The 16,953-nt window shown below is 41.7% G+C and carries 13 protein-coding genes; 3 read left to right on the top strand and 10 right to left on the bottom strand.

Annotation, left to right across the window (positions count from 1 at the left end; genetic code table 11):
- Positions 1 to 24: 24 nt before the first annotated feature.
- Complete coding sequence (locus HXT48_RS03075; protein ID WP_119504446.1) at positions 25 to 2,349, top strand: energy-coupling factor transporter ATPase; 2,325 nt, start codon at positions 25 to 27, stop codon at positions 2,347 to 2,349.
- Positions 2,350 to 2,539: 190 nt separating this feature from the next.
- Positions 2,540 to 2,845 (top strand): YhbY family RNA-binding protein, encoded by a 306-nt coding sequence (locus HXT48_RS03070; protein WP_004108863.1) that lies wholly within the window; start codon positions 2,540 to 2,542, stop codon positions 2,843 to 2,845.
- A 13-nt stretch (positions 2,846 to 2,858) separates the two neighbouring features.
- Here the strand turns inward: HXT48_RS03070 and HXT48_RS03065 are convergent, their stop codons facing one another.
- From HXT48_RS03065 to HXT48_RS03050, 4 genes are all read right to left on the bottom strand, one after another.
- The gene (locus HXT48_RS03065; protein WP_012914206.1) at positions 2,859 to 4,247 is read right to left on the bottom strand and encodes a replication-associated recombination protein A; all 1,389 of its coding nucleotides are present in this window, start codon (positions 4,245 to 4,247) and stop codon (positions 2,859 to 2,861) included.
- Between the two features lie 87 nt (positions 4,248 to 4,334).
- The gene (locus HXT48_RS03060; RefSeq protein WP_012914207.1) at positions 4,335 to 6,863 is read right to left on the bottom strand and encodes a DEAD/DEAH box helicase; all 2,529 of its coding nucleotides are present in this window, start codon (positions 6,861 to 6,863) and stop codon (positions 4,335 to 4,337) included.
- Between the two features lie 50 nt (positions 6,864 to 6,913).
- The gene (gene der / locus HXT48_RS03055) at positions 6,914 to 9,118 is read right to left on the bottom strand and encodes a bifunctional cytidylate kinase/GTPase Der (RefSeq protein WP_102155121.1); all 2,205 of its coding nucleotides are present in this window, start codon (positions 9,116 to 9,118) and stop codon (positions 6,914 to 6,916) included.
- Positions 9,115 to 9,888 carry a pseudouridine synthase gene (locus tag HXT48_RS03050; RefSeq protein ID WP_041160499.1) on the bottom strand — a complete coding sequence of 258 codons (774 nt, stop codon included), beginning with the start codon at positions 9,886 to 9,888 and terminating at the stop codon, positions 9,115 to 9,117. The genes der and HXT48_RS03050 overlap by 4 nt, the downstream gene beginning before the upstream one ends.
- A 246-nt stretch (positions 9,889 to 10,134) precedes the next feature.
- Here HXT48_RS03050 and HXT48_RS03045 point away from each other — a divergent pair, with 246 nt between their 5' ends.
- The gene (locus HXT48_RS03045) at positions 10,135 to 11,106 is read left to right on the top strand and encodes an MIP/aquaporin family protein (RefSeq protein ID WP_004108851.1); all 972 of its coding nucleotides are present in this window, start codon (positions 10,135 to 10,137) and stop codon (positions 11,104 to 11,106) included.
- 8 nt (positions 11,107 to 11,114) lie between these two features.
- Here the strand turns inward: HXT48_RS03045 and HXT48_RS03040 are convergent, their stop codons facing one another.
- From HXT48_RS03040 to ruvB, 6 genes are all read right to left on the bottom strand, one after another.
- Positions 11,115 to 11,432 carry a hypothetical protein gene (locus HXT48_RS03040; protein ID WP_012914210.1) on the bottom strand — a complete coding sequence of 106 codons (318 nt, stop codon included), beginning with the start codon at positions 11,430 to 11,432 and terminating at the stop codon, positions 11,115 to 11,117.
- 141 nt (positions 11,433 to 11,573) lie between these two features.
- Positions 11,574 to 13,244: a bifunctional phosphoribosylaminoimidazolecarboxamide formyltransferase/IMP cyclohydrolase gene (purH, locus tag HXT48_RS03035; RefSeq protein WP_102704464.1), complete on the bottom strand. Its 1,671-nt coding sequence runs from the start codon at positions 13,242 to 13,244 to the stop codon at positions 11,574 to 11,576.
- Positions 13,245 to 13,277: 33 nt separating this feature from the next.
- Positions 13,278 to 14,651, bottom strand: coding sequence for a DUF6350 family protein (locus tag HXT48_RS03030; protein ID WP_102703138.1), 1,374 nt, complete (start codon positions 14,649 to 14,651; stop codon positions 13,278 to 13,280).
- Positions 14,652 to 14,740: 89 nt separating this feature from the next.
- Complete coding sequence (locus HXT48_RS03025; protein WP_012914213.1) at positions 14,741 to 15,322, bottom strand: adenine phosphoribosyltransferase; 582 nt, start codon at positions 15,320 to 15,322, stop codon at positions 14,741 to 14,743.
- Between the two features lie 140 nt (positions 15,323 to 15,462).
- A complete protein-coding gene (gene yajC / locus HXT48_RS03020; RefSeq protein WP_004108823.1) occupies positions 15,463 to 15,864 on the bottom strand; it encodes a preprotein translocase subunit YajC in 402 nt (133 codons plus the stop codon).
- A 59-nt stretch (positions 15,865 to 15,923) separates the two neighbouring features.
- Entirely contained in the window at positions 15,924 to 16,928 is a 1,005-nt protein-coding gene (gene ruvB / locus HXT48_RS03015) for a Holliday junction branch migration DNA helicase RuvB (protein ID WP_217431467.1), read from the bottom strand.
- Between the last annotated feature and the right edge of the window lie 25 nt (positions 16,929 to 16,953).

Raw genomic sequence — 16,953 nt, 5'->3', positions numbered from 1 at the left:
CATAATATCAGCACAAGTAATAGCATGAACGAAGCTAAGAAGCACATGATTGAAAACAATGCGCAAGTAGTGTTGCGAAATATTTGCTTTAGCTACGATGATGGAAAAACTTGGACGCTTAATAATTTAAGTCTTACAATTAATCCTGGCGAACGCGTGGCAATTGTGGGATTAAACGGTTCTGGTAAATCAACCTTAGCAAAAATTATTGCAGGTTTAACAGCTCCAGATAGCGGTTATGTTACATTGTGCGGCGAAAAAGTTTTTGAAAATACTACTGCTTGTGCTGAATCATATAAAAATGCACGAAAATATATTGGTGCACTTTTCCAAAGTCCTGAAGACCAGATTATTACCACAATTACTGAAGAAGATGTTGCTTTTGGACTAGAAAATTTGCAATTCCCTCAAAAAGCAATGTATGAGCGTATCAGTGAAGCTTTAAAAACTGTTCATATGGAAGATAAACGTTACGCTGACCCTAGCACTATGAGCGGCGGACAGCAGCAACGAGTAGCTTTAGCAAGTGCTATTGCTATGAATTCTAAACTGCTTGTTCTTGACGAACCTACTTCTATGCTCGACTCGTTCGCACGTAAAGACGTTGATGCTTTATTTGATAATTTGCACAAAAATGGCACTACTATCGTTCAAATTACACATAATTTTGAGGAATGCAAACGCGCAAATCGCATACTTTTACTAGAAAATGGTAACCTGAAAGAAATAAGCTTTAATGGTTTAAAAACTTACTTTTCTAATATTGAATTAGCAAATAATCATGTAACTAAAATTAGCGACAACAAGAACTTAACAGATAGCAGATTCAAAGAAAATAAGTCAGATATCGCTGTAGAAATTTCCGGACTAACTGTTCAATATGATAAAACTTCTCCAGCTGTTATTGACGATTATTCACTAACTGTTAAAAGCGGCGAAACAGTTGCAATAATGGGCGAAAACGGCTGCGGTAAATCAACTCTTGCTAAAACAATGTGTGGATTGTTAAAAGCCAATTCAGGAAATATAACAGTACATGGCATATCTGTTAAAGGTAAAACATCTAGAATAATACGACAAAAACTACATCAAACAATTGGCTACGTTATGCAACTGCCAGAACAACAGCTTTTTGCTGATACAGTACGGAACGATGTCGCTTATGGGCCAAAAAATTTTGGGCTAAAAGACAGTGCTCTTAAAGAACGTGTGGATGAAACACTACGCTTACTGAACCTTGAGAATTTGGCTGAAAAATCACCTTTTGCGCTTTCTGGAGGTCAGCAGCGTCTTGTTGCAATAGCTGGCGTTTTAGCTTGCAAGCCACGCGTACTCGTACTGGATGAGCCAACAGCTGGATTAGATTTTGAAGCTGCGTTACGTATCCGAAAAATTCTTGGAATGCTACATAATCAAGGCGTAACCATAATACTTATTACGCATAATCTTCAAGAAGCAGAAAATTTAGGCGCAAGACTAGTAACATTAAAAACAAGGAATAAAGCAAGCAATAAAGAATGCAGCACAGCAAAAAATATTGAAAATACCAAAAACAAAGAAAGTTCCACAAAAGCAAAAACAACTTCACTACTTAAATCTTTTGACCCACGCGCGACGCTTCTATCATGCTTTATTCTTATGCTAAGTGCTTTTAGTATTACTAACTACATACAGTTAGCTATTCTTGCTTTTGTAACATTTACTCTAACTGTTGCTGCAAAAATACCATTCGTTAAACTTATTGCTTCGCTGCACATGATTATTGCAATATTTGTTTTCTCCGGACTACTGAACATTCTCGCAGTGCGAACCGGCACAGTGCTAGCAAATATTGCAACTATTCCTATTACAACCGATGGAATTAACTATGCAATACTTTTTGCAACACGATTCTCGCTTGTTATTATCATTGGAGCAGTTCTAGTATTAACAATGAGTCAGACAACGCTTAACGAATCTTGCACACGATTACTATCACCACTTCGACATATTGGAATACCAACGCAAGAAATAGCACTTATTATGAGCCTAGCGCTACGGTTCTTGCCAACACTTAGTGCAGAAGCGCACTCTGTGGCACTAGCGCAAATCGCTCGAGGAAGTAGCATTCGAGATGGTTCTTTTAAACAACGAGTACACGCCATAACAGCTTTAATTGTGCCAGGTTTTGCAGGAGTAATTCGCCATGCTGACATTCTTGCGCTCGCATTAGATGCACGCTGCTACGCGCCTGGAGCTGAAAGAACTCACTTGCACTCATGGAAAATGCATATAAAAGATGTACTGCTATTAGTAGTTACTCTTTGTGTTGTAAGCGCGATTATTGTGTGCAAAATGCTACCTTTGTAATAAAAAATTTTGAAAATATTTCACCTTTTGCAGCAAGCGCAATAAATACGGAATAACTACGGAATAAATGCGCAATAAATAAATTTGTATTATCACATGCAACAATTCGCAATATACTGTATAATCCGTTAAGCACTATGTAATTTATGTAATATTTGCGTTATAAAACTTGCATTTGAAAGGACTCCTTATGGCATTGACAAAGAAGCAGATTAAGCAGCTTCGCGCGCTCGCTAATACGCTTAGCCCACTTTTATACGTTGGCAAGAACGATATTACTGATGCAGCTGTGAAGCAAGCAGACGAAACCATGCAGTACCACGAGCTCATGAAGTGTGCTGTGCAAGATGGTTCCGGATTAAGCGCCAAAGAAGCTGCTGATGCACTTGCTCAAAAGCTCGGTGCCGAAGTCGTGCAAGTAATCGGCAATCGTTTTGTTTTGTTCCGCGTATCCCCATTAGACAGCGTTGAACACATTATGCTTGTGCGTGAATAAATGAATAAAACATTTACGAATTAGTTTTATTATTTTTATTTTCAGAATTGTGAAGAATGGCACGGATTTGAGATAAGCGTTGAGTAAGCTCATGCTCGTAGCCACGATTCGACGGCTGATAGTATTCGCGACCAACTAGCTCATCTGGCATATACTGTTGCGATGCCACAGCACCCGGATAATCGTGAGCATACTTGTACCCGTCATGGTTTCCCCAACTTTTCATCAAAGCAGTCGGGGCGTTGCGTAAATGAAGAGGCACTTGACCAATATTTCCAGCATCAACGTCTTGCAAAGCCTTATTAATAGCGTTATAGCTTGCGTTTGATTTAGGAGCAGTTGCTACAGCAATCACAGCTTCAGAAAGAATAATGCGCGCTTCCGGCATTCCGATTAAAGCAACAGCTTGAGCTGCAGCAACAGTTACTTGCAAAATTTGCGGAGCTGCCATACCAACTTCTTCTGCAGCAGCAATCATAATTCGCCTTGCAATAAAACGCGGATCTTCACCAGCTCTAAGCATTCGCGCTAAGTAATGCAAAGAAGCGTCAACATCACTTCCGCGCATCGACTTAATAAAAGCAGAAATCACATCGTAATGATCGTCGCCATCTTTGTCGTAACGAACTGTAGTAGTATCCATTACGTTAGAAACAATATCATCAGTAATTACAGGCTTCTTTTTGCCATGCTGCAACGCAACATCTCCTGTTACTGCCCCTGCAGCCGCCTCTAAAATAGTGAGAGTTTTGCGAGCGTCCCCCCCGCTTAAGCGAATAATAGAATCTATTGCGTCATCGTCGATTTTAAGCTGATTATTAAGACCGTTTTCGCTAGTTAGCGCACGTTCAATAAGCGTATGCAAATCTTCAACGCTAAGCGACGCAAGTTTAACAACTACTGATCTGCTAAGTAACGGCTTAATGATTGAAAAGCTCGGGTTTTCGGTAGTAGCACCAATAAAAGTTACGTCGCGATTTTCAACGCTTGGAAGCAAAGCATCCTGCTGAGATTTAGAAAAACGGTGAACTTCGTCAATAAATAAAACTGTTTCTTGACCATTACTCACTAAACGCTCATGCGCGCGATCAAGTACCGCACGAACGTCTTTAACTCCGGACGTTACAGCAGAAAGCTCTTCAAACACTCGACCAGACTGACGAGCAACAATATAAGCGAGCGTAGTCTTACCGACTCCCGGAGGACCAAACAACACAACAGAACTTGGAGCAGTAAGAGAACCTTTAGATTGCGGATTTGCAAGCCTACGCAAAGGCGAACCTTCTTTTAGAGCATGCGACTGCCCTAGCACGTCTTCAATACTGCTCGGGCGCATACGCACTGCCAACGGACGAGTTACATTACTCGGTGCGCTGCTTGCTGCAAATAAATCCTGCTCCATAAATACCAGCTTACACTACATATAGAACAAACGTTCGATTGCATTTTGCGTCTTGCATTTCGCATTCTGTTAGCACATTTTTAAAAATCACACGTGCGAAACTTGGTAATCGAAGAACACAACTTCACCTTCATCTTGCGTTGTATCTAAATCGACAACGCCAGTAATAGCCCAATTATGATCCCCGTCTGAATCGTCGATTATCTGCCGAACTTTCCACGAATGTTCACTCTTCTCAAGCGAATCATCCAAAATAAACAAGTCGCCACTTCGAGCCTTGGCATCTATTCCAACATACTCGTGCTCGTCGTAGTAATCGTCAAGAACATCATTCCACTCGTGAACTCCGTAACCCCAAGCCTTGTCAAGCTCTCCTAAAGTATCCGCATCTTCCAAATCCATAAGCTGCACGCGACGAAACATTGCGTTTCTAATCAACACAATAAGTCCACGACGATCCTCAACTACAGACTCAGAAGTTGAAGGCGCAGCCGTAGTTACAGCGCTAGCTTCAGCATCCGATCCTCCAGCACTCTCCCACTCGTCAACAAGACTAGAATCAATAGAGCGCACAACAAGACGAAGCCACGAAATAATGTCACGCAATTCTTCGTTAAACATATCTTCTGGCACAGTGCGAGCAAGCGAACGGTAAGCGTCCGAAAGATAGCGAAGAAGCGTTCCCTCACTTCTAGCAATGCCATAGCGCGAAATATATCCAGTAAAATCGGAAGCAGTTTCAACCATGTCTCGAAGCACAGATTTAGGCTTAATCCAGTAGTCGTTTGCCCAAGGAACATCCTTGCGATATTGCGCAAAAGCAGGCTCAAGCAAATCTTCAAGAGGCTTAGGGTAACTGACTTCCGCCAAGCGTTCCATGCGCTCCTCGTAGTCAACGCCATCGTCTTTCATTCCAGCCATTGCAGCATCGCGAGCCTTACGCTCCTGCGCGCGAAGAACAGGCTTAGGGTCATCTAAAGTTGCTTCAACCATAGAAATTACGTCAAGCGCATAGCTTTGAGATTCTGGGTCAAGAAGTTCCAAAGCTGCGAGCAAGAACGGAGAAAGCGGCTGATCCAGCGCAAAGCCTTCAGGCATTGCAACATCAAGCTCATAATTGCAAGAACCGTTCGCGCGCTTTTTAGATTCAATAACTTGAGTATCGAGCAGAGTTTGGAAAATATCGTTGCAACGCTCAAGCAATTTCTCTTTATCTTGCGGCTTTTGCGCACTATCTTCAATAAGTTTTTCAACGCGTGCTCTAGCGTCTCCGCCTTGCGTAACTTCGTTCAAAATCATTGAATGCGTTACAACCATATGAGGATTCAAAGTTTCTGGAGCACTTTCAATAAGCTTAGTAAACGTTGGTTCGCCCCAAACAACAAAGCCCTCTGGAGCCTTCTTACGCTTAACTTTTTTAAGCTTCTTAGGGTCATTGCCAGCTTTTGCAACAGCGCGCGCGTTTTCAATCTCGAACTCTGGAGCCTCTGCAACTACTAAGCCCTCTGTATCAAACCCCATTCTGCCTGCACGACCTGCAATTTGATGAAACTCGCGAGCGCGAAGCTTGCGACTACGATTCCCATCAAACTTTGTTAGCGCTGTAAGCACAACAGAGTGAATTGGCACGTTAATACCAACGCCAAGAGTGTCTGTGCCGCAAATAACGGGCAACAATCCTTGCTGAGCTAGCTGTTCAACAAGCCTGCGGTAGCGCGGAAGCATGCCAGCGTGATGTACGCCAACGCCTGTGCGCAGTAGCCTTTGCAAAATTTTGCCGAAGCCTGTAGTAAATTTAGTGCCTTTAATCGCTTGAGCAATTTTGTCTCGCTGCTCTTTGCTAGAAACTCCCGTACTAGCTAGCGCTTGAGCTGTTTCTAGAGCTGCGTCTTGCGAAAAATGAACTACGTAGATTGGCGTTAAACCCTTGTTAAATAAGAGTTCTACAGTTGTGGCAAGTGGCTTATCTGTGTACTCATATTCGAGTGGGATTGGTCTTGGAGCGTCTGCAATAATATCGACGTTTCTTTTTGTTGATTTTTCTAAGCGTTCCGCAATATCCGTTACGTCTCCAAGAGTTGCACTCATAAGTAAGAATTGCGTATTTGGAAGTGTAAGCAGCGGAACTTGCCAAGCCCATCCACGCTCTGGATCACCATAGTAGTGGAATTCGTCCATTGCAACGCAATCAACTTCAGCATTTACGCCTTCACGTAAAGCTTGATTTGCTAAGATTTCCGCCGTGCAGCAGATTATTGGAGCATCCGCATTAATATGCGAGTCGCCTGTAATCATACCAACGTTGTCACGCCCAAAAATAGCTACTAAATCGAAGAATTTTTCGGATACGAGAGCTTTAATTGGCGCAGTATAGTAGGAGCGTCTGCCGGTGGCGAGTGCTGTGAAATGCATGCCGAGTGCTACTAGAGATTTTCCAGAACCTGTTGGAGTGTTTAAAATAACGTGGTCTCCTGCAAGCAAATCCATGATGGATTCTTCTTGATGCGGCCACAAATCTACATGTTTGTTATCTTTAACCCAATCAACAAATGCTTGAAAAATCTCATCTTCGCTAGCATGATGCAAATCGAAAGCTAACTCGCTCAAACCAGCCATATACGCTCCTACTTTACTTAACACCAACTTACTTGTGACTTAATCGCGCTTTATTTGCGCTTCTTCTTATCTCGTACTTTTACGGAGATTTGAATAGGAGTTCCCTCGAATCCAAATTCTTCTCGAAGTGATCGCTCAATAAAGCGACGGTATCCGTGCTCTAAGAAGCCAGTTGTAAATATTACAAAACGCGGTGGGCGCGTAGAAGCTTGCGTGGCAAACAAGATTCTCGCTTGCTTTCCGCCTCGCAAAGGATGCGGATGAGCAGACTGAATACGCCCTAAGAAAGCGTTGAGCTTGCCTGTAGGAATGCGCTTATCCCAGCTGTCTAAAGCTGTTCGCATAGCGCGCGCAAGACGATTCGTATGCCATCCTGTTTTTGCAGAAAGATTTACGCGCTCAGCCCAAGTTACGCGCTCAAACTCAGTTTTCCATAAGCGTTCCATGCGCTGTCTGGAAAATTCGTCCATCAAATCCCACTTGTTAAACACAAGTACGATTGCGCGACCTGCATCCACAGCCTGGCTCATAACTTTCAAATCCTGCTCTGCAATAGGCTGGGAAGAATCGAAAAGAATCAAAGCAAGTTCCGAGCGTTCAATCGCAGCTTGCGTACGAAGTGAAGAATAGTATTCAGCACCCGTAAGCTTGTGCTGCCTGCGCTTAATACCAGCAGTGTCAATAAACAGCCAATCCTCGCCGTCAACTCGCACAACCTCATCAACAGGGTCACGAGTAGTTCCAGCCAAATCGTTTACAACAGATCGCTCTTCATGAGCTAAATGATTCAAAAGCGAAGACTTACCAACGTTTGGACGACCCACTAAAGCAACTCTGCGAAGTCCTTCTGGAGTTAAGAATCCTGAAGTTTTATTCGCTTTCTTCAAAGAATTGAGAGCTGCATCAAGCAAATCTCCAACGCCTCTGCCGTGCATTGCAGAAATTCCGTAAGGCTCACCCATTCCGAGCTTCCAAAACTCTGCAGTCAAATACTCGCTTCTAGCATCGTCAACCTTGTTAACTGCCAGAGTAATAGGCTTACCTGCAGCACGAAGCATTGAAACAATACGCTCGTCTGTAGCTGTTAAACCAACTTGACCATCTACTAGGAAAATCACAGCATCGCTTAAACGCACTGCTATTTGCGCTTGTTGAGCAATAGAAGAATCAATGCCTTCAACATCTGCTTCCCAGCCGCCAGTGTCAACCAGCTTAAAGTTAGTTCCAGCCCACTCAGCGTCGTAGCTTACGCGATCTCTCGTAACACCTGGAGTATCTTCTACAACAGCTACACGATGGCCCAAAATACGATTGACAAGCGTTGATTTTCCAACGTTTGGTCGACCTATAATGGCGATTACTCCAACAGCTTTAGAGTCTTTTGCATCGTCTTGACTTACTTCGTCGCCTCGAAGAAGCGCACGGTCTTCATCGTCAAGATCGTAGCCTTCAAGATTAGCAGCATAGCGGTCGTACTCATCTTGCTCGATAGCAGCGTCAACCATTTCAACAAGAGCATCGAGAGTCTGCTCAAAAGTCAAATCAGAATTATCTAGCGTTGTAACACCGTCTGCTGCTTGAAGAAAATGCGTAACTTTAGCATCTTTAGCGTCACGAGCGTGAATATCGTCTTCTTCAGATTCATTATTTTTAGATTCATTATTTTGCAAATTTTCTTGCGCAATATTCTGCTTGTTTCTGCGAGCTTGACGCACTTCTTCGCGTGCAGTAAGAAGCACTCGAACTTGAGCATTAGGAGCAACAACAGTAGTAATATCGCGTCCTTCTGCAACTATTCCCTCTCCGCCTGAGAAAGAATCTTCATCTGACTCTGAAGCAATATACGCTCGCTGAGCAGCAATAAGCATACGGCGAACTGCAGGAATCGAAGATACAGTAGACACATGCGAAGAAACTTCGCTGGAACGCAATTCTTCGCTAATATCCTCACCTTCGACAGTCACTACAGGATTCTTAGGATCAACACTAAAGTCAGCGTCACTTTCAGTAAATAAGGCTCCAACAGCTTCAATAATTTGATTAAAACGTTCAGTATCCGCTGGATTTACAGGATTTCCTTCTTCATCCAATTCAAGCTTCGTGCTTAAATCAATACCTTGTTTCAAGCACCACCAAGCAGCAGCTCTATACATTGCACCCGTATCTAAATACGCAAAACCGTAGTATTGTGCTAAAGCACGAGAAGTAGAAGACTTACCTACTCCTGCTGGTCCATCAATTGCTACACAAATCACAGGCCAACCTCCTTAGAAAGCGAACGCACTTCTGTTTGAGAAAGCACGCGATACGATCCAGCTTTTAAGTCACCCAATTTAATAGGGCCAATTTGCGTACGAACAAGACGCTTTACAGGGAAACCAACGGCTCCAAAAATCCTGCGAACAATACGATTTTTGCCAGAATGCAACACAATTTTTACCATGGTTGTGTCGTGATTCTGGTCGATTATTGCGCAACGGTCGAGCTTAATCCAACCATCTTCAAGATTCACGCCTTGCGAAACCAAGCGGCGGCAAACCATACCGTTGATTTTGCCTTCAACAGTTGCAATATAAGTTTTCTCAACCTCATACTTTGGGTGCATTACGTGCTGGCTTAGCTCGCCATCGTTGGTCATTAAAATAAGACCTTCAGAATCGTAATCCAAGCGTCCCATGTGGAAAATTCGCTCGTACTTGTCTCCAACAATATCTCTTAAAGTAAAGCGACCTTTTGGATCGTCCATTGCGCTAAGAACTCGCTTAGGCTTATGCAATGCGAGCGTTACTAGCTTTGTGTTGAACTTTACGCGAGATCCATCAACGCGCACTTTTTGACGTTTTGGATCTACTCGAGTACCAAGTGTTGTAACCAATTCGTCGTCTACTTCAACACGCCCGTCAAGAATAATCTCTTCACACTTGCGTCTTGAACCAAATCCCGCTTCAGCAAGCAGCTTCTGCAGTCGAATGGCGTTGTTGTCATCTGAATGCGCCTGATTGGCGCGGGAATATGCGTTTGGCATCGTTCTCCCAACGTGACCTAAAGAATTACATACATACTTGCGCCAGAATTTACTCAAGAATACGCAGTATAAGCAATTCATTACTCATTAACTTACTAATGCATGTGGCAATTTATTAAATTTTCAATAAATCAAAAAACACCACGTCTTTCTATGTTACCGTATGGCATAGCCGTGATAATATAGCCTAGGTTTCATTGTGTTGCAATCATTAACAAAGCGGCACAACTAAAATTAAGGAAAGTTATGATTAAAACTACAGATACACCGTGCAGCACAACTAAAACTGCTGCGCCACTTATTGTTCGTATTGGTACTGAATTTATTGCTACAGCTTTAGCGATGTTCGTTGTTTACACTTTTTATTCTCTTACTACTGTAATGTACGGAATCAATGTTTTAATGATTGCCGCCGGCACTGGTATCGCTTATGCTGCAGCGACATATATTGCATCTAAAGTTTCTGGAGGCCACCTTAACCCTGCAGTAACAGTTGCTTCGATGCTTACTGGACGCACTTCATACACTGCAGGATTATGCTACATTGTTGCCCAAGTTCTTGGTGCTATTGCAGCTGCAGGATTGTTTATTCTTATTATTCCTCAGCAGAATTCAAGCATTAATCCATCACAAGTTGGCCAAGGCTCAGGTTTTGACAAAAAGTATTGGTTTGTTTCAATAGTAAACGGATTCGAAAAGGCATCTCTTTCTGCACGTCAACTAAAAGAAATAAACTTGTCTTTCGGAATAGTATCTGCGTTATTAGTTGAAGTTATTGCTGTTATTTTGATTGTTGCCACTGCATTGCGCAGCACAGACCATGAAGGTAATACTAAATGCGGTTATGCAACACACATCGGTATTGCATACGCAGCTGGTGCTTTCATTACATATCAAATTACAGGAGCTGGTTTGAATCCTGCTCGTTCTACCGGCATTGCATTATTCGCAAACTCTCATGATTTGGAAGTTAAACCACTAAGTCAATTGTGGGTATTCTGGATTGCTCCAATTTTTGCTGCAGCGCTTGTTAGCCTAGTTTTGCTATTAACAAAGCTTCTTTCAAACTCAGCACAAAAACCTGCTGTATCAAATGAAACAAATCCTGCACCAATACAAAACTTTGCAGACACAAAAGCAGATGCTCCTGTAGCACCAGATATGAGCTATGAATACGTTCAAAACGTATCTGACAATAACGTTGCGAACAATCTTTAAGAATAAAATTATAGCAAAAATATAATTGAAGCGTATGTTATAAGCAAACCTATGCCGAGCGTAATACTGATGAAAGAATCAAAGCCAACTGAGCGAACTTTCCAAGGGCTACGCTGACGCATAATTAAGCGCATAACTCCTAGAAGTACAGCCGTCACAGAAATAACAACTGTGGCGGCTTTTACATATCCTATAAATGCCAATAATGCGCAAAGTCCAATAATAATTGCTACAATCCATTCAGCATAAGGTTTACCCTCACGTTTTTCCGACACGTACGGATGTTCCGTTTTAGTGCTTCTAGTCTGATGCTCACTATCTGTCATACTTGTATCATACCTGCTCCGCGATAAGAAAACATGAGTTGTTTTAGGCACTAACACAAAGATGCAGCGCTTGAAGCACACAAACGCTGCATCCATAATATTGATTAATTTATTTGTCTATGAATCTTAGCTAAAGCAATTTTAGTGGAAGAAGTGACGAGTACCGGTAGTGTACATCGTTACACCAGCTTTGCGCGCAGCTTCGAACACTTCTTCGTCGCGAATAGAGCCACCAGGCTGCACGATTGCGCGAACGCCAGCTTCAATCAAAATTTGCGGACCGTCAGCGAATGGGAAGAAAGCATCCGAAGCCGCAACAGCTCCACGAGCACGTTCAGCACCATCAGCCAAAGTATTCGCACGTTCAACAGCCAAATGGCACGAATCCACGCGATTAACCTGCCCCATACCAATGCCAACAGTAGCATTATCATGCGCAAGTAGAATTGCGTTAGACTTTACACAACGAAGCGAACGCCAGGCAAATTGCAAATCGCGCAAAGTATCAGCATCAGCAGGATCTCCAGAAACAAGCGTCCAGTTTTCAGGATTATCACCAACTGCATCAATCTTATCTGCAGACTGAACTAAAGCACCGCCGTCAATAGGATGAACTTGCAAACCTAAAACTGGCGGAGTTGCAACCTTCAAAATGCGGAGGTTCTTTTTTTTAGTGCGAAGCAATTCCAAAGCTTCAGGCTCATAGTCTGGAGCCACAATAACCTCTGTGAAAATTGGACGCACACTTTCTGCCATTTCTAAAGTGACTGTAGTATTTGAAGCAATCACACCACCATAAGCACTTACAGGATCGCAAGCGTGAGCTTTCTTGTGAGCTTCAGCTGCATTAGTTCCAATAGCTAAACCGCATGGATTATTATGCTTGCAAACAGCAACTGCAATTTGTGGAGCAAAATCCCAAACCGCACGCCAAGCAGCATCCGCATCCACATAATTGTTGTAGCTCATAGGTTTTCCGCCAAGAAGCTCAGCTTGAGCTAAACCGCCCTTATGCAGAGGATCTAAATACAATCCTGCTTGCTGATGAGGGTTCTCGCCATATCGAAGCGTATGCTCTAAGCTCCAAGTGCGCGTGTAGTTTGCAGGAAGCTTCACAGATTCAGCATTTTTACTATCTTCTTCATCATTTGTGTTCAAACTTTCAGGCTTCTGCCATGCTTTACTTGTCCACTCAGATATAGAAGCATCGTAAGCTGCTGTATGAGCAAATGCTTTACCAGCCAAATATTCGCGCTCTTGCAAATTAAAGCCTTCACCTGAAACGATTCTATTAGCTAAAAGCTGGTAATCTGCAGGATCTGTAATAACGACAACAGACTTATGATTCTTTGCTGCAGCACGAATCATAGAAGGTCCACCAATATCAATTTTCTCAATAATTGCGTCACTATCAGCACCGCTCATTACAGTGTCTACGAACGGATACAAATTAACTACTACAGCATCAAACGGCTTTATGTTTAGCTTTTCAAGTTGCTTTACATGATCAGCATTACTCATATCTGCAAGAATTCCAGCGTGAATATGCGGATCTAAAGTCTTCACTCTTCCATCAAGACTTTCTGGGAAACCAGTAATGTCAGAAACTTCAATAACATGAACGCCAAGTTCCGCCAATTTAGCAGCAGTAGAGCCGGTTGAAACTACTTCAGTATCAGCCTTTCTAAATGCTTCAGCTAATATTTCAAGTCCTTCTTTATGAAAAACTGAAACAAGAACTCTACGAATTTGCTTTTCACCTGTGGTTATCAGCACATTTGCGTTTGATTCTTTGCTCTGTGTCTGTTGCACGGCGGCCTTCCTTCCCAAAATAGTAGTGAGGAATTATTTTCTTTTAGCCTTCGATGAAACCGTCCTAGGAGCGGCTTTTTTCAAAGGCAAAGGTTGATTATTTTTATTACTAGCCTTATTTTCGATTAATTCTGCAAATTTTACAGGTTTATTCGACTTACTAGCAGCAATAAGATTTAAGCAATATCTCGCACCACAAATAAGTAGAATACTAAAAATTGAAATAACCAATGCTACAGCAGAAGCGTATAGAGTAAGATGACCAACAGCTCTAGTACTTTCAATAATGTCAACTCCAATATAAGAAAGTCGACATTCCCCTAATGAACCATTTGCTATTGAAAAAACAACAGTCCACATAATTGTAATTAAAGCGGATACGCCAACACTATCAGTTGCAGCTTCTATAGCGTTCAACATAAAAGACTCACGCTCAGTTTTATCAATAATATTTTTTATGCGCAAGCCACAGCCGCTTTTATGCAATAAAGCTACAAGCATTACAATAAAGCATAAAGTTGGAACTATAGAGTAAAAAACAGTGCGATGCACAACGTCAATAACAGCATCAGGAAATATTCCAAAAACCGGAATAGGCGGCAAAGATTTACGTTGAGAAACTGTTAAAGTAAATTGTGCAACAGATCCAATATTAAATCCAGATCCACAAATCCAAGATAATGCCCAAATAGCAACATTAGGCAACCAAACTAAGCAAGCAATAGTTGTAAGAATACGCGAACCATTTTGCATGCCTAATTTATTGAAATATGAATTAACATAACCAAAATTTGTACAAGCCCAAACCACAACAGTTATTAGTGCAACAAAAGCATATAAACCGAACAAAATTACCGCAGTTCGCTTAGTAATACGAATATTTTTTTGAATATACTCAGGACATATTTGCTTATAACGCTGCTTAGCAGATACAAACAGTGAGCTGCTTGGAAAAACCGCTATAAGTAACGAAATTAAATAAACACAAGAAGATTTACAAGCAACAATAAAAGTAGAATCAAGTAAAGTAACATGCGTATTTTGAGAAAGTATCGCATTAATAGCAGCCCAGACTACAAGCCCAGTAAAATATGCTATATTCCCACCTTTAATACGACGAATTAAGCATACAAGCGTTGAAATAAGTAGAAAAGTAAGGCCTAAAGGAATAATCGTAAGAATGCAATTTCCAAAAGTAAGACCCACGCCTTGAGCAAACATAAACACAGCCCAAGTCATAGACATTGCAGATTCAGAAAGATTACCTGTTCCTTCTTCGATAGAAACCACAAGAAGTGTGAGAGATAAGAAAAGACCTATCGTAAGAGAAAAAATAAGAATAACAATAACAGGAGTTATTACACCTTTAGACATGTTTATTAAGGATGACTTAAGCTTTTCAACCATGCCTTTTCCTTTCAATTCTTTTAGGTGCAAAACCAATATATTGTTTTAAATAGGATATTACTTTAATAATAAGCGATAATAATAAACTTTTAAGCTGGCATAGTAATTAAACTGCTGCAAGGATAATCGCATAATTCACTCATTCCACTAATACCAGTAAGTTCAATAACAAAACTAAAACCTGCAACTATTCCTTGAGCGCGCTTGACAATATTTGCAGCAGCTTTTGCAGTGCCTCCAGTTGCAATAAGATCGTCAACAATAAGCACACGTTGACCTGGCTTAATAGCGTCGCTTTCAATTTCAATACTTGCCTGACCATACTCAAGCATGTATGACTCAGTAATAACTGGAGGAGGTAGCTTACCAGCTTTACGAATAGCAAGAAAACCTTTGCCTAACCGAGATGCCAATAATGGTCCAAAAAGAAAGCCTCGAGCTTCAAGCCCAGCAATCAAATCAATTGAATCAGCTGGCACAGGCAAGGCATCAATCAAAGAATCAATAAGAATTCGCGAAGAGCGCGCATTTGAAAATATAGGAAGAAAATCACGGAATATAATACTAGGATTGGGGAATCCTGGAACGGTACGAATCAAAGAAGCAAGATAAGCGGCATCATCGTTGCTTACTGTTTTCAACGTTTTCACTGTAATATCCGTTGCTGTCATAATCCTAACGTTCTTTTCTTCACAAGACTTGTTATTGGAATATGGAAAGAATGTCACATATTCGCGTGATGCGTGAGACATGTGCTGACTCACACATCACGACTTAAGTATTAAATTATAAATTTATGAGATAAAAGTTATTACTTTTCAGAAGCTGCAGATTCTGATACTGGCTCGTTATCTTCGTTTACAGATTTATTTGCATCATCTTGCTTAGCTTCTTCAGCTTGTGCAGCTTCTTCTGCTTCTTCATCGCTAATAAATGCTGGACGCACATACAATCTGTTCACAGCGCGGAAAGATACTCGCATCAAGCTACCTTCTGAATCGATAACAATCTCTTCATATTGAGTATCTACGCTTACAATCTTGCCGATAATGCCGCCGATTGTAATAATTTCAGTACCTGGTTCCAAAGATTCATGGAAGGAACGCATTTCAGCTTGACGCTTCTTAGCATTGCGAGTCTGGAACATCATCATGCAAACCATTGCTACAACGAGAATAATAAGCATGCCATACTGCTGGAAAAATTGAGGCAAAGTAAACTCCTTAAGTATCCAACCCTAAGACGGTCGAAATGCCGTCCAAGTTAATTATTTTAAGCTAGCTCACTGACATTACTAGGCTCTTTAAAGCCCAAATGTTTCCAAGCTTTACTAGTTGCAACACGACCTTTAGGAGTGCGAATTAAGAATCCTTCACGCACTAGATATGGTTCACATACTGTTTCAACAGTTTCAGCTTCTTCACCAACCATTGCAGCTAGATTATTAAGACCAACCGGTCCACCGTTAAACTGACAAACCATAGCCTTCAAAACTGCAATATCAAGTCGATCAAGACCTTGTGTATCAATCTGGTATAAAGCTAACGCTTCAACAACAGCTTCATGATTTACTTCTGACAAATCATGCACAATAGCCCAATCTCTGACACGTCTCAACAAGCGATTCGCTATACGAGGAGTGCCACGAGAGCGTAACGATAGCTCTTTAGCAGCTTGATCTATAAGGCGAATTCCTAAGACTTTAGCAGATCGCTCAATAAGTTTTTCAAGCTCTTCGTGAGGATAAAAATCAAGGTGAGCAGTAAAACCAAAACGAGCGCGCAATGGAGAAGGCAACATTCCTTCCCTAGTGGTAGCTCCAACTACAGTAAAACGAGGAAGAGTTAGCGGTATTGATGAGGCACCAGGACCTTTGCCGACCATAACGTCAACGCGAAAATCTTCCATAGCAATATAAAGCAACTCTTCTGCAGCACGAGGCAAACGATGGATTTCGTCAATAAACAACACCTCACCTGCGTCAAGCGCGCTTAGTATAGAAGCTAAATCTCCAGCATGCTGGATAGCAGGACCTGAAGTAATTCGAATAGGAACTTGCAATTCATTAGCAACAATCATTGCTAATGTAGTTTTTCCCAATCCAGGAGGGCCAGCCAATAACATATGGTCAGGCGCAACATCACGCTTTTTAGCAGCATCTAAAAACAGTTGCAATTGCGCTTTTAAAACTGGTTGACCAATAAAACCTTCTAATGCGCGAGGACGAAGTTCCTCATCACTGAGTTGCTCATTTCCTAAAGGCGTTGAAGAAACCATGCGTAAGGATTCTTCAGCAACACCA

It is taken from the genome of Gardnerella sp. KA00127, assembly GCF_049244125.1.
GTDB lineage: Bacteria > Actinomycetota > Actinomycetes > Actinomycetales > Bifidobacteriaceae > Bifidobacterium > Bifidobacterium swidsinskii.
The sequence above is the reverse complement of the archived record's forward strand: the minus strand, read 5'-3'. Positions and strand labels throughout refer to the sequence as shown.

Excerpts from the sequence above, each read along its gene's own strand:
- HXT48_RS03075 (WP_119504446.1), top strand. The coding sequence starts at position 25 with ATGAACGAAGCTAAGAAGCACATGATTGAAAACAATGCGCAAGTAGTG.
- HXT48_RS03070 (WP_004108863.1), top strand. The coding sequence starts at position 2,540 with ATGGCATTGACAAAGAAGCAGATTAAGCAGCTTCGCGCGCTCGCTAAT.
- HXT48_RS03065 (WP_012914206.1), bottom strand. The coding sequence starts at position 4,247 with ATGGAGCAGGATTTATTTGCAGCAAGCAGCGCACCGAGTAATGTAACT.
- HXT48_RS03060 (WP_012914207.1), bottom strand. The coding sequence starts at position 6,863 with ATGGCTGGTTTGAGCGAGTTAGCTTTCGATTTGCATCATGCTAGCGAA.
- HXT48_RS03050 (WP_041160499.1), bottom strand. The coding sequence starts at position 9,888 with ATGCCAAACGCATATTCCCGCGCCAATCAGGCGCATTCAGATGACAAC.
- HXT48_RS03045 (WP_004108851.1), top strand. The coding sequence starts at position 10,135 with ATGATTAAAACTACAGATACACCGTGCAGCACAACTAAAACTGCTGCG.
- HXT48_RS03040 (WP_012914210.1), bottom strand. The coding sequence starts at position 11,432 with ATGACAGATAGTGAGCATCAGACTAGAAGCACTAAAACGGAACATCCG.
- HXT48_RS03030 (WP_102703138.1), bottom strand. The coding sequence starts at position 14,651 with ATGGTTGAAAAGCTTAAGTCATCCTTAATAAACATGTCTAAAGGTGTA.
- HXT48_RS03025 (WP_012914213.1), bottom strand. The coding sequence starts at position 15,322 with ATGACAGCAACGGATATTACAGTGAAAACGTTGAAAACAGTAAGCAAC.
- ruvB (WP_217431467.1), bottom strand. The coding sequence starts at position 16,928 with ATGGTTTCTTCAACGCCTTTAGGAAATGAGCAACTCAGTGATGAGGAA.